This window comes from Pseudoalteromonas tetraodonis (assembly GCF_002310835.1).
Lineage (GTDB): Bacteria > Pseudomonadota > Gammaproteobacteria > Enterobacterales > Alteromonadaceae > Pseudoalteromonas > Pseudoalteromonas tetraodonis.
Genome location: NZ_CP011041.1, coordinates 3,217,953 through 3,231,076, shown reverse-complemented (window position 1 = coordinate 3,231,076; position 13,124 = coordinate 3,217,953). Strand labels below are relative to the sequence as shown.

Below are 13,124 nucleotides of genomic sequence, written 5' to 3'. Positions count from 1 at the left end.
AATGAGCATAAAGCTATTTGTTTTAGACGGCTATACTTCTGTTTTAAGCAATGATAGCATCGCTTTGGGCGTAAAACCATCATTAAGGGTAACCAGTGTTTGAAAGTAAATTGCCAAATTTAGGCACCAGTATTTTTAGTCAAATGACTGCTTTAGCAAATCAATTCGAAGCGATTAATTTATCGCAGGGTTTTCCTGAGTTTGATGCGCCTGAGCTACTTAAAAAACAGCTTAATCATTATGTGCTTGAAGGAGTTAATCAATATTCACCTTCATCTGGTGTACCGCGCCTGCAGCAACAAATTGCCCAGTTAGCAAAACGAAAATATGCGGTTGAAATAGATGCCGCGCAGCAAGTAACGGTAACCTCAGGGGCAACCGAGGCGCTGTTTGTTGCCATTCAAGCGCTAGTGCGCGAAGGTGATGAAGTCATTGTATTTGACCCTGCTTATGACTCTTACCAGCCAGCGATTGAATTGGCCGGTGGTAAGTCAGTTAATATTGCTCTGCATGCTCCGAGTTATGTAATTGACTGGCAAACGGTGGCTGCGGCTATTAATAGCAAAACGCGGGCTATTATTATCAACACTCCACATAACCCAAGTGGTAAAACGTTAAAACAGCACGATATTAATGCCCTAAAAGCCTTAGTCATCGAGCATGATTTATACCTGATAAGTGATGAAGTATACGAGCATATTACTTTTGATAAGCAACCACATTTAAGTGTGTTACGAGATGAGGAATTGTTTGCTCGCAGCTTTGTGATCTCAAGCTTTGGCAAGACTTTTCATAGCACTGGTTGGAAAATGGGTTACTGCATCGCACCCGCTACACTTGCGGTCGAGTTTCGTAAAATTCACCAATATGTGACTTTTTCAAGCTTCACGCCTGCGCAACATGCACTCGCCGATATGTTAGAACAGCAAGGTGAGCATGTGGATGCGCTAAGTGAGTTTTATCAACAAAAACGCGATGTGCTCAGTAATGCTCTACAAGATAGCCGCTTTAGCATTTTACCAAGTGAAGGCACCTACTTTTTACTGCTTGATTACAGTGATGTATCGGATTTAAATGACGTAGAATTTTGCCAATGGTTAGCAGAACAAGCAGGCGTTGCAGCCATTCCACTGAGCGTGTTTTATCAGCAACCAAGCAATGATAAAGTTATTCGTTTATGTTTTGCTAAAAATGATCAAACCTTAATAGAGGCGGCACATATTTTATGTCAACTTTAACCTTCGCATTATTACAAAGCTCGCTGCATTGGCTCGATAAAAAAGCCAATTTAGCTATGTTTGAAAAACAGCTTGCTAATATCACCAATCAACCTGATTTAATTGTACTTTCTGAAACCTTTGCCACTGGATTTGCGGTTAACCTTGACTGTGGCGAAGCTGAAAATGGCTCAGTACTGAGTTGGCTCAAGGCACAGGCGAAGCACTATAATGCGGTAATTGCAGGCTCGGTATTGGTAACCCAAGGAAGTAAAAAAGCGAATCGGTTTTACTGGGTACAACCAAATGGAGAAGTGAGCTATTACGATAAACGGCACTTATTTTGTTTAGGTAACGAAGGCGAGTTTGTAGTGGCAGGACAAACGCGTGAAGTGTTTGAACTCAATGGGTTTAAAATATTGCCACAAGTATGCTACGACTTACGGTTTCCGGTGTTTCAGCGCAATAACAATGACTACGACGTGATGATAAATATTGCCAATTGGCCAGCAGCAAGGCGCAATGTATGGGACACTTTATTAATGGCACGAGCAATGGAAAACCTATGCTACGTGGTTGGCGTAAACCGGGTTGGTGAAGATGGCAATGGTATTGACCACAGTGGTGGAACTGCAGTGTATGACTTTAAAGGTGAGCCACTGATTAAAGCGAATGACGACCAGCAAGCACTACTAACAATCATGTTAAATAAAGCGCCGCTTGATGAGTTTAGAGCTAAATTTCCGGCACATTTAGATGCTGATGCTTTTACATTGGTATAAATTAGCGCCCAGCCGATAAAGTGCTAAAATAGCCGCTGATATTTTTATTGGCGGCTTTATGAATACAACCCTTATTACACCGGTAATTTTAGCTGGCGGCATTGGCACACGGCTTTGGCCGCTGTCGCGCCAAGCAATGCCAAAGCAGTTTTTATCTTTGCTTGATAATAAAAACCAGCAGTCGTTATTGCAAAGCACGTTAGTGCGTGTTGCAACTGAGGACTTTAATCCCGCTATTTTGGTCTGTAATGAGCAGCATCGATTTATTGCCGCGCAGCAGGCAGCATTTGCAAAGCCCCATGCCATAGTACTTGAGCCAGAAGGCAAAAATACCGCACCAGCCATTGCCCTTGCCGCGCACTATGCATTAAAAAATAATATTACAGGTCCTTTGTTGGTGATGCCTGCCGATCATTATATTGAAGATTTTACGCCATTAACTGCTCAGTTATCTGATGCGGTGACACTGGCTGAGCAAGGTAAATTAGTTACATTTTCAATTACGCCAACAGAGCCGCATACCGGTTATGGCTATATCAAACAGGGCACAGCAATTATAGGTACTGCTTGCTTTGAGGTAGACCAGTTTAAAGAAAAACCTGATTTAGCAACTGCATCAACCTATTTAACTGAGGGCGGTTATAGTTGGAACAGTGGAATGTTTTTATTTACTCCCGCTGCATATCTAAAAGAGCTGGAACGCTTTGCGCCAAAAATAGCTAAAAGTGTTGCTAGTGCCACTGATTTTAAACAAGACTTAGCGTTTACAAGAGCAAATACTCATGCACTTGAATCTTGCCCAAGTGACTCGATTGATTATGCTATTTTAGAGCGTAGTAATAATGTGGTGGTAATGCCCGTTGCATTAAATTGGAGCGATGTGGGTAGTTTTTCTGCACTCGCAGCGTTGAGTAAAAAAGATCCACAGGGTAATAGCCCACACCAAGAACATATCGCCCAAAACAGTAGTAACAACTTAGTTATTAGCGAAGATGGACACACAATAGCGACGTTAGGGGTAAGCGATTTAGCGGTTATTCATACCCACGACGCCACTTTAATTGCTGATCAAAATGCGCTTGATGCCCTCCCGTTATTACTCAAGCAATTGACAACAACACATAATAACAAACTGACACACCATCAGGTGGTTTACCGCCCTTGGGGAAATTATCGTACGCTGGTAGAAAGTATCGGTTTTAAAGTAAAAAAAATAACCGTTAATAGTGGGGCTAGGCTCTCAACGCAGCGTCATCAGCATCGCGCTGAGCATTGGGTTGTGGTGTCGGGCACTGCAGATATATGTATTGACCAGCAAAGCTTAACGCTGACCCATGACCAGTCTTGTTATATTGCTGCAAAACAGCTGCACAGTTTAGCGAATAATCAGCCCGAGCCCTTAGTTGTTATTGAAGTGCAAACGGGTGCCATTTTAGATGAAAGCGATATAGAGCGATTTGACGATATATACGGCAGAAAATAACAGTATAAATAGTGAAAATGCTTGATTATTTGTCACTGCAGTAAAACTTGGTAGCCCGTAGCCCGTAGCCCGTAGCCCGTAGCCCGTAGCCCGTAGCCCGTAGCCCGTAGCCCGTTTTTACCCTAGTCCTTGCCGTACATACTTTAAATACGCCTCTAAACTGTGTTGCCACAGTGTGCTGGCTTCATTTAACGAGTTATTTAATGGTTTTTTATCTAGTAAGCGTCGCTCAATTTTTTTTAGAGCTAGTCCATAGCTATTAAAACCAAGTTGCATAGCGGTGCTAGCTTGGCGATGTAATAACTTAATGCATTGCTCGGTGTCTTGCTCTAATAAAGCTTGGCAACGGCTCAGCTTATTACGAGCAGAAAGAATAAATTCATTATAGATAGAAGACACTTCATCAATACTAAAAGAGCTTGTCAGGGTGTCTGTTGCGGTTTCATCGTATAACGTATCAATCAGCTCGACGGCAATATTAGCTGTTTGTGTTGACTGTGAATCACTCAATGCTTGGCGTAGTTTCTCTTGCTTTAATGGCTTGCCAACAATGTCTTTAATACCCAGTGCTAAGTATTCTTTTATTTCATCAGGGCTCAAACTGGCAGTAAAGGCCAGCACCGGCGTTCGCTGATTTTTATGCTCCACCCGTTTGAGAGTTTTTAGTACCTGTTGCCCTGTTAAATCGGGTAAGTTCATATCAAGTAGCACCACATCAAAGTGGTATTTTTTCATTAACTCAATCGCACTTTTGCCATCTTTAGCGAGCTTAATTTTATGCTCGTCGTCAGCCATAAATTCAACGGCAATTTTTTGGTTCAGATCTAAATCTTCAACAAGTAACACATCAAGCCCAGTTAAATAATCCTTACTTTGATGGCGTTGCTCTACGAGACTAAGCTCACCAATGGCTAACGTCATGTTAAAGCTAAAGACACTGCCTACTCCCAGCTCACTGGTAATTTCTAGCTGGCTATTAATTTTATCGAGAAGACGACTGGTTATAGCTAGTCCTAGGCCTGTTCCGCCTTTTTCTTTACCGGCACTGCTTTGAATGTAGGGCTCAGTTAAATAATCAATTTCATCTTTTTCAATGCCTGGACCTGAATCGAGTACGCTTACTTTAAGGGTATGATCTAGCTGGGTTTCATTAATTAAATCTATTTGTACTTTTACCATCCCCGTATCGGTAAATTTAATCGCATTACCGACAAGGTTAATAATAATTTGTCTGAGTTTTTGTTGGTCGCAGTAGTAACAGGCTTTGTCGGGGATATTACAGGCGAGCTCAAATTTAAGTTGTTTTTGTTCGGCCAGAGGGCTTAACAGCAAACATAAGTTTTGCAGCCACGTTTTAAACTCTATGTCTTCTTCGTACAGGGCTTCGTCGTGCTGATCTAAGCTTGCATATTCCAGCACTTTATCTACCAGTAAGTTGAGTGACTCTGCTGAGTTGATAATTGCCTCACAATAGGCTTTGTTACGGCTGTCGCTGGTTTGGTTTAATACTAGTTGTGCACTGCCTAATATGCCGTTTAGTGGTGTGCGTATTTCATGGCTGATGGTGGATAAAAACAGTCCGCGAATTTCTAAATCTTTATGAGCTTTTTCGGTGAGTTTATTAAGTCGTAATTCCCTGCGCTCATTACATAACAACGCCATACCTGCAGCATAGAACATGGGGGCAATAACACTATTTAAAAATAACAGTGAGTTAAACCATGAATTTAAAATGGCATCCTGTTGTGCAATGTCATCCATAAATAGGCTTCGGGTAATAAAACTTGCTGCAACTAAAGTTAAAATAATTATGTAAACAATACTGGCGTTAGGGTAGGGTTTTCGCGCATATTTTATAAATATAAATAATAAAAAAGTGGCCTCTACAATATGCTGCAAATCAGAAATATATACCCGTGAGCGCATTGAGGGCTGTAAAAATGTGAAATAAACAAGCAGCAAAGCGCTGAGCGCTGTAAATAGGCAAACAAACTTAAGGCCACGACCATGATAATTTAAAAATTGACTCAGTGACAAACAATGCACAATAGAGGCTAAAAACATCATGTTATTAGCAAGGGTAATGGCAATCTGATCAGGAATTTTGCCTATTAGCGCAAAACTAACAATGGCAGCTAATAGCAGTAAAGGATAGAAAATATAAAGTAACGTGCCGGGAACATGCTTATTGGTACGCCAGGTTAAAAAGTTCAGTAGCGTCATCACTGTCATAACGGCGATACTGGCAAAATAAAGCGTAAATGAGTCGAGCATTAAGACCCCAACAGCGTTTTTTAAAGAAGATATAAAAACAGGCACTTAAAGTGCCTGTATGGTATTTATTCAAACAAACGTTAACGAATTTCGTCAGGAATGTTTTGTTGTGCCCAAGAAAGTAATTCAATACGGTTACGACATTTAGTTTTTCTAAATGCACTGTATAAATGAGTTTTAACCGTATGCGGGCTAATACTTAACTCTTCAGCAATTTCTTTATTTTTAGAACCATTACTCATTAACGAGATAATTGCTTTTTCACGCTTCGTTAGCTTTATTGGTTCAATATCACCATCAGTTAGCTTATGCAGGGCATCTTTATTAAATTGCAGCATGCGGTTAAGCGCATTACACATAATGTCACGACGATACCAAAGCTGATCTTCGAGTAATAAACGAATCCCTTTCATGAGTACATCGGCATTATCTGTGGTGTAAAATACACCACGAATACCGCTAAGTAATGCGCGATTAGCAAGCTCTGGGTTTTCATCTAAATTGAACAACACAATATCGCACTTGATGCGTAAATTAACGAGTTGCTCTTTTAGCTTTGTCCATGCGTCTTTACTTGATGTTTCAATGAACAATAAGCGAGTACCTACCGGAACATCTAAAATATTTGTACCCGTAGTTACGTCAAGGCCTTGCGTTTTTAACAATGGCTCTAAAACGTTAATACCAATAGTGTTAATTGGTTCTTCATCTAACAACAAAAAGGCTGAACTGCTCATGTTTTTTTACTCTTTTATAAAGCTGGCTAATTAATTTTACCACAATCCCTACACACCTTTTGTATTAGAAAATCATTATTTCACTGGAGAAAAGGTGCGATTTCCGATTATTTAAACATAAAATGTTGCAAATAAGTAATTGTTTTTTTTCGTGTAGTAAGAAAAACGCCGTATTTTTGATTTTTTTAAACTAATCTAAGATTTAACTAAGCACTATAGCGCCGTTTTTTTAGTTTCTTGGTATGGAGGCCAGCCCATTTCTTTACCTGCGAGCATATGTAAATGTATGTGATACACAGTTTGGCCACCATGTTCATTACAGTTCATCACAACGCGGTAGCCGTCATCGCTAAAGTTGTGTTGCTTGGCCAGTTTTGCGGCGACCGTGTATAAATTACCAACTAAATGTGAGTTTTCATTATTTATATCATTTATAGTGGCAATTGGTTGCTTGGGAATAATTAATACATGAAATGGCGCTTGAGGATTAATGTCTTTAAACGCTAGCGTGTCATCGTCTTCGTAAATAATATCTGCTGGAATTTCGCGATTAATAATTTTAGTAAAAATAGTCTCTTGGCTCATAATGATGACTCTAATTTATTTGATTAATATATGTGTCACTAATGACAAATTTTGCTAGCAGTGTCAAACTGAAATCAACTAAAGGAGTAATTATGCGTAAATCAATATTATTAGGCAGTGTAGCGGCGCTCTTAGTGAGTGCATCGAGTTTGGCAGAAAATATTCACTTTCCTGAGGAATTTGTTCCTTTGCAAGTGGGTGAACGAATAATTGAAAGTTCGCTTTTTAGTCGTGTTGATGATGTTGAATTAGCACCGGGTACTTATCAGCTAAAACTTAAATACACAGATTTATATGACTTAGGTTATGACGATCATGAAGTGATTGAGTCAGAACCTTTTTGGGTGAATGTAACCATTGAAGCGGGTAAAGATTACACCTTAGTATTTAATCGTGCTGAAAATGCGGTAGCGGCAAAAGTATTTGCTGAGGCACCGCAAGTGAGTTTAAAAGCAAAAGGCAGCACCTTAGCTAAGCCATTAAATATTATTGCCGAACGACAAGTTCAAAGCGCACAGTTTAACCAGCAAACAACAGCAACCCCAGCGGGCCCGCAAAAACCGAGTCGTCCCATTAAACCGATTACGCCAATTAATGGAAAAGGCATGCCAAGTGCGGCAAATATGCTCGACTTTTGGTGGCAACAAGCAACGCTCGCTGAAAGGCAGGCTTTTTTAGATAAAGTAACAAAATAATTAAGCATTAAAAAAGGGCCAAATTGGCCCTTTTTAGTTTATTGGTAACGCTATTATTTATTCAAATAACGCGTCAATGGTACCTTGTGCAAGTGGGTGATAACCCGGACGTGCTTTTAAGTACACGCTTTGTGCCCAGCCTTTTTTACCATGTGTAATAAGTGCTTTGTAAAGTGGCACTATTAGCTTACGACGACCAATACCCGATAAGTGTTTATCAAGCGCAGGGTAAATCGGTTGGTAACCGTTACCCACTGCTAGCATGTACCATGCAAATGCGCGTTCTGCGTTAGTTGATTGGGTTAAGTTAAACTCGCCGTCTAATTCAGTCATTTTTTCAATGCTTAAATCGCGCGGTAGGTTATTTAAAAAGTGCAGCCACTCATGCACTGTCCAATTTGCAGTAGGTAATTGTGCGGCAGTTGTATCCCCCTTTAACCATGCTTGTGTTGCAGCATCTACTTTATCGAACGCATCAGAGGTAGGGTTAGGTGCATCACTTGGTAAACCTGGCTCAAAAATCCACTCGTTCACTTTATCCATGCTCACTACACCAGGGTACTTTTCAATTAAGTTAGCTTTGATGTAAGTCACAAATTGCGCAGTGGTTAGCGATTTAAACGCAAATTCATTAAAGTAAGTTTTAACAAAGTCATCAAACTTATCACGGCCATATTTTTCTTCTAGGTAGATTAAAAATAGCTGACCCTTTGTGTAAGGCACTGAGCTAAACGCATCATCCGGATCGCGGCCATTAAGTTTTAAATTAAGGCGAGTGTCTGGTGCATCAATGGTTTTAAGTTGCGCACGCAGACCAGCAGCATCAAGCGCTTGCTCCATTACTGCACGGTCGCGACCAAATACTTCTTCCATAATGCGGTTTTCAACGTAAGAGGTAAATCCTTCGTTTAACCATAAGTCTTCCCATGTGGCATTGGTTACTAAGTTACCAGACCAAGAGTGAGCAAGCTCATGTGCAATCAGGTTAACTAGGCTTTTATCGCCAGCAACAACGGTTGGGGTAATAAATGATAGACGCGGGTTTTCCATGCCACCAAATGGGAAGCTAGGCGGTAGCATAAGTAAGTCATAGCGACCCCAAGCATATTCACCATACATCGCATTGGTTTTGTCGATCATCGCTTGGGTGTCATTAAACTCAGCAACTGAGGCATCCAAAATAGTCGGTTCAGCAAAAATACCGGTTTGTTTAGACATCGCTTTAAATTCTAAGTTACCAGCACCAATCGCAATTAGGTAAGGCGAAATTGCTTGTGGCATATTGAAGTGGTAATCACCGTCTTTATAAAGGGCATCTTTATTATCGGCACTCATTACCGCACGCACATCTTCAGGGGTATGAATACGTGCAGAATAAGTCACACGCATTGCTGGGGTATCTTGCACAGGGATCCAACTACGTGCATGTATCGCTTGCGATTGACTATACATAAACGGGTGCGTTTTACTGGCTGTTTGCTCTGGCGTTAACCACTGTAAGCCCGACGCTTCTGGGCGACTGTTGTAGTAAATACGGACTTTTTCAGCTTGGCTTTTAAATGTAATGGTTAGTTTTGAGCCTTTAACATCGTCGCGATTAGCAAGGTTAAAACTGGCTTTATGCCAATTGCCATTGGCTGTTTGATACATCACTTTATCAATATCAAGATCGCGGGTATCAAGTACTAGCTTTGTGCTTTTCGCGTTTTGCCATTGTAGCGTATGCTCAACAAAACCTTCTAATTGCTTGTCGGCAAAGTCGATGTCTAAATCAAGGTTTAAATGCGTGGTGATAACATCATCAAGGTTGGCGTAGGAATTTTGATCAATAGCGCTAGCCATTACTTGCGAGCACATACCGGCCATAGCGAGGCTTAAAAAAAGAGGTTTGATTTTCATAATTACCTTGAGTACAAATAAAAAAGTACCCGTTTTATAACATGATTGCCACAGTGGGTTGAACAATTTTTACAAGCTGATGCGCAATTTGCGACGATGAGTTAAACTAGAGCGATTAATTACTGGTACCTTTAGGACCCTTGTGGCGCACTCATTACAACCCCTACATACATTTGCATTAAGTAGCCAATGCCAAAATTTTATTGAGATCACCGACTCAGCGCAGCTTCAAACTCAGAGCTTTAACGCGCCTTTTTGTCTGTTAGGGGAGGGCAGTAATACCATTTTTTTAAATGATTATGCTGGCACGGTTATTAAAATGGCGACCCAAGGAATTAATATTACTGAACGGGAAAATGATTTTTTAGTCAGTGCGGCTGCCGGTGAAAATTGGCATCAATTAGTGACTTACTTGCTTGAGCAAAGCATAGCAGGGTTTGAAAATTTAGCACTCATACCTGGCACAGTCGGTGCTGCGCCAGTGCAAAATATTGGTGCCTACGGTTTAGAAATAGCACAATTTATAGAAGCTGTTGACTATTTTGATATTAATAGCAACTGCTTCAAATCTTTAACTAATCAGCAATGCCACTTTGCTTATCGTGAATCGGTTTTTAAACACGCGTTAAAAAATAAAGCGGTGATCACCCAAGTGCACTTTAAACTGCCAAAAATATGGCAACCAGTACTCAGTTATGGACCGCTACAACAACTAAAAAACCCGACGCCACAGCAAGTATGTGAGCAGGTGATACAAACACGCAATAGCAAACTCCCAGACCCTTATAAACTAGCTAATGCTGGGAGTTTTTTTAAAAACCCCATTATTACGAATGCTGCGTTAGTGCCGTTACTTGCGCAGTTTCCTGAGTTACCTCATTACCCACACGGAGCCGGTCATCATAAAGTTGCAGCGGGGTGGTTAATAGAGCAAGCGGGATTAAAGGGATATAAGATTGCCGGTATTGAAGTGCATCAGCAGCAAGCTTTGGTGCTCGTTAACCATGGTCACAGTACAGGGGATGATTTGATCAGCATGATCACCCATATTCAAAACACTGTTTTAGCGCGCTATAACATAAACTTAGAACACGAAGTGCGGTTAATTGATCAACACAATGAATGCCATATCTCTTTGGAGCAATCAGCATGAAAGCACCTGATGGAAACAAGCTGGCTATTTTAAATGCGCTTAATAAAGGCGGGTTTGTCTCTGGGCAAGCTTTAGGAGAGGAATTAGGAATTAGTCGTGCCGCTGTTAGTAAACACATTCAAAGCCTACAAGCTATGGGCTTAGATGTATTTAAAGTTACAGGTAAAGGCTATTGCTTAAATAACCAAGTAGGATTACTTAATCAGGAAAAAATACAACAGCTTTATGCTGAGTTAGGGCAAAATACCGCTAATATTGAAGTGCAGCCGCTCATTGATTCAACCAACAGCGAACTAATGCGCCGCATTCAGGCTAAAACACCACTTCAGTCGGGCACGGTAATCGTTGCCGAAATGCAGCAAGCAGGTCGGGGGCGTCGAGGGCGTGTATGGCAATCGCCATTTGGTGCCAACTTATACTACAGCTATTTTTGGCGATTAGATGATGGTTTACAAGCCGCTATGGGTGTATCGATTGCGGTTGGTTTAGCGGTGTATGATGCGATAAAAGCACTTTATGGTATTGATGTAGAGTTAAAGTGGCCAAACGACATTTACATAAACAAACAAAAGCTCGCTGGCGTATTAGTTGAATTAGACGGGCAACCACAAGGGCCCTGTCAGTTGGTGATAGGAATTGGTATTAATTTAAATATGCCACAAAGTGCAAGTCAGCACATTGACCAAGCATGGACAGATTTAAGTCAGCACACCCAGCAGCTAGATAAAAATCAATTAGTAGCTTCATTAACTTATTGGTTAGAGCAGCGCTTAGCGCAATATCGCGAGAACGGCTTACAAACTATGTATCAACAATGGAATGCATTAAATGCGTTTGCAGGCGAGCAGGTAGAGCTTAATACTGGGCATCGTAGTTGGCGTGGCATTTGTGAAGGTATAGATGCGCACGGTGGTGTACGTATTCGCCAAGACGGCGAAGTAAAAAGTTATTATGGCGGCGAGATTTCATTAAGAAAGGCGCAAGCATGAGATTGTTAATTGATGTAGGTAATACTTCACTCAAAGCCGTATTGTGGGAAAACGGGCAAATACAGCCATGTGATATTAATAATATTTCATGGCAGCAAATTACGGTTGTTATTTACGCTTGTGTTGGTCGTAGCGAGTTACTTAAACAATTATTAGCGCAAGCCAAAACGCATAATATTGATTGTTTTGAGGCTACGGTTAGTAGTGAGCTTGGTGGGTTGCGCTGCGCGTATCAGCAAGTAGGTAATTTGGGTATAGATAGATGGTTGGCGCTTATTAGCGGTTATACGCTTTACCCTAATACGGCTGCTATTGTTGTTGATGCTGGCACGGCTACTACTATAGACGTTCTCAATAATGATGGGCAGCATCTAGGAGGCTGGATATTACCTGGGCTTGATTTAATGACCTCATCACTCACTCAAAATACTCAGCGGGTATTTGATGATGCAAACACGCCATTTGCTAATGAGCTTGGAAAAAACACCCCTAATGGGTTAAAAAACGGAGCCTTAGTGGCAACTATGGGTGCCATTGAGCAAGCAAGATTGCATTTAAAGACAAAAAATAGCCTCTTAATTTTTGCGGGTGGTTATGGTCAGCTGTTACAAGGGCATTTTTCACAGAGTATTTTCGACCCAATGCTAGTAATGAAAGGCTTAAATTACTGGTATGAGTTAGCTAAAAAGAGTTAAAAACAACAAAAAAACAGCTTTTTGCGCGAATAGTGAGCATTTGAAGCATTAAATCACATTTTTTTTAATTTTTTGGTTGCATCCCAATAAACCTTACTCTAGAATCTCGCCCCGTACTAAAGCAGTGCCGACTTAGCTCAGCTGGTAGAGCAACTGACTTGTAATCAGTAGGTCAACCGTTCGACTCGGTTAGTCGGCACCACTTTCCTTTTACCGGAAGTGCTTAGTAAAGAATTATCGTGGAGGGGTTCCCGAGCGGCCAAAGGGATCAGACTGTAAATCTGACGGCTCAGCCTTCGCTGGTTCGAATCCAGCTCCCTCCACCACTTTATTCTAGACGGTTAGAGGTAGTTTAAGAACAGGTTCCTTAAAGCGGGCATCGTATAATGGCTATTACCTCAGCCTTCCAAGCTGATGATGCGGGTTCGATTCCCGCTGCCCGCTCCAATTTGATGATGCTGATATAGCTCAGTTGGTAGAGCGCACCCTTGGTAAGGGTGAGGTCGGCAGTTCAAATCTGCCTATCAGCACCAGTCAATCGAATCGCCTTAAACACTTCCTTTATCTGTCAGAAAAAACTATTTGAAATTTGAAAAAATTAACTTAATCTACCTA

At 41.1% G+C, this 13,124-nt stretch carries 11 protein-coding genes and 4 tRNA genes; 11 read left to right on the top strand and 4 right to left on the bottom strand.

Annotated elements, in window-relative coordinates; genetic code table 11:
• Positions 1-95: 95 nt before the first annotated feature.
• Genes PTET_RS15135 through PTET_RS15125 form a run of 3 tightly spaced genes read left to right on the top strand, consistent with a single transcriptional unit; the run spans position 96 to position 3,482 of the window.
• A complete protein-coding gene (locus PTET_RS15135; RefSeq protein WP_013466189.1) occupies positions 96-1,238 on the top strand; it encodes a methionine aminotransferase in 1,143 nt (380 codons plus the stop codon).
• Complete coding sequence (locus PTET_RS15130; protein WP_096038837.1) at positions 1,226-1,999, top strand: amidohydrolase; 774 nt, start codon at positions 1,226-1,228, stop codon at positions 1,997-1,999. The genes PTET_RS15135 and PTET_RS15130 overlap by 13 nt, the downstream gene beginning before the upstream one ends.
• Positions 2,000-2,057: 58 nt before the next feature.
• Complete coding sequence (locus tag PTET_RS15125; RefSeq protein ID WP_090495071.1) at positions 2,058-3,482, top strand: mannose-1-phosphate guanylyltransferase/mannose-6-phosphate isomerase; 1,425 nt, start codon at positions 2,058-2,060, stop codon at positions 3,480-3,482.
• 117 nt (positions 3,483-3,599) lie between these two features.
• On the opposite strand, the gene PTET_RS15120 is transcribed toward PTET_RS15125, so the two are convergent.
• The 3 genes from PTET_RS15120 to PTET_RS15110 all read right to left on the bottom strand — a co-directional run bounded on the left by PTET_RS15120 (position 3,600) and on the right by PTET_RS15110 (position 7,078).
• Positions 3,600-5,756, bottom strand: coding sequence for a response regulator (locus PTET_RS15120; protein WP_013466186.1), 2,157 nt, complete (start codon positions 5,754-5,756; stop codon positions 3,600-3,602).
• Between the two features lie 80 nt (positions 5,757-5,836).
• Positions 5,837-6,493, bottom strand: a complete 657-nt coding sequence (locus tag PTET_RS15115; protein ID WP_008108518.1) for a helix-turn-helix transcriptional regulator — start codon at positions 6,491-6,493, stop codon at positions 5,837-5,839.
• A gap of 213 nt (positions 6,494-6,706) precedes the next feature.
• Positions 6,707-7,078 (bottom strand): histidine triad nucleotide-binding protein, encoded by a 372-nt coding sequence (locus PTET_RS15110; protein ID WP_013466185.1) that lies wholly within the window; start codon positions 7,076-7,078, stop codon positions 6,707-6,709.
• A gap of 92 nt (positions 7,079-7,170) precedes the next feature.
• Between PTET_RS15110 and PTET_RS15105 the strand changes: the two genes are divergently transcribed.
• Entirely contained in the window at positions 7,171-7,773 is a 603-nt protein-coding gene (locus PTET_RS15105) for a DUF2057 domain-containing protein (protein WP_013466184.1), read from the top strand.
• A gap of 57 nt (positions 7,774-7,830) precedes the next feature.
• Here the strand turns inward: PTET_RS15105 and PTET_RS15100 are convergent, their stop codons facing one another.
• A complete protein-coding gene (locus PTET_RS15100) occupies positions 7,831-9,672 on the bottom strand; it encodes a M1 family metallopeptidase (RefSeq protein ID WP_096038836.1) in 1,842 nt (613 codons plus the stop codon).
• Between the two features lie 142 nt (positions 9,673-9,814).
• Here PTET_RS15100 and murB point away from each other — a divergent pair, with 142 nt between their 5' ends.
• The 7 genes from murB (at position 9,815) to PTET_RS15065 (ending at position 13,042) form a co-directional block, all read left to right on the top strand.
• On the top strand, positions 9,815-10,825 hold the full coding sequence (gene murB / locus PTET_RS15095; protein ID WP_096038835.1) for a UDP-N-acetylmuramate dehydrogenase: 1,011 nt from the start codon (positions 9,815-9,817) through the stop codon (positions 10,823-10,825).
• Positions 10,822-11,814, top strand: coding sequence for a bifunctional biotin--[acetyl-CoA-carboxylase] ligase/biotin operon repressor BirA (gene birA, locus PTET_RS15090; RefSeq protein WP_024602235.1), 993 nt, complete (start codon positions 10,822-10,824; stop codon positions 11,812-11,814). The genes murB and birA overlap by 4 nt, the downstream gene beginning before the upstream one ends.
• Positions 11,811-12,509: a type III pantothenate kinase gene (locus tag PTET_RS15085; RefSeq protein WP_024602234.1), complete on the top strand. Its 699-nt coding sequence runs from the start codon at positions 11,811-11,813 to the stop codon at positions 12,507-12,509. Before birA ends, PTET_RS15085 begins: the two co-directional genes overlap by 4 nt.
• 126 nt (positions 12,510-12,635) lie before the next feature.
• Positions 12,636-12,711 (top strand) — tRNA-Thr (locus PTET_RS15080).
• A 39-nt stretch (positions 12,712-12,750) separates the two neighbouring features.
• Positions 12,751-12,835 (top strand) — tRNA-Tyr (locus PTET_RS15075).
• Positions 12,836-12,881: 46 nt separating this feature from the next.
• Positions 12,882-12,956: transfer RNA gene (locus tag PTET_RS15070), tRNA-Gly, on the top strand.
• A 10-nt stretch (positions 12,957-12,966) separates the two neighbouring features.
• Positions 12,967-13,042 (top strand) — tRNA-Thr (locus tag PTET_RS15065).
• The last annotated feature ends 82 nt before the right edge of the window (positions 13,043-13,124 follow it).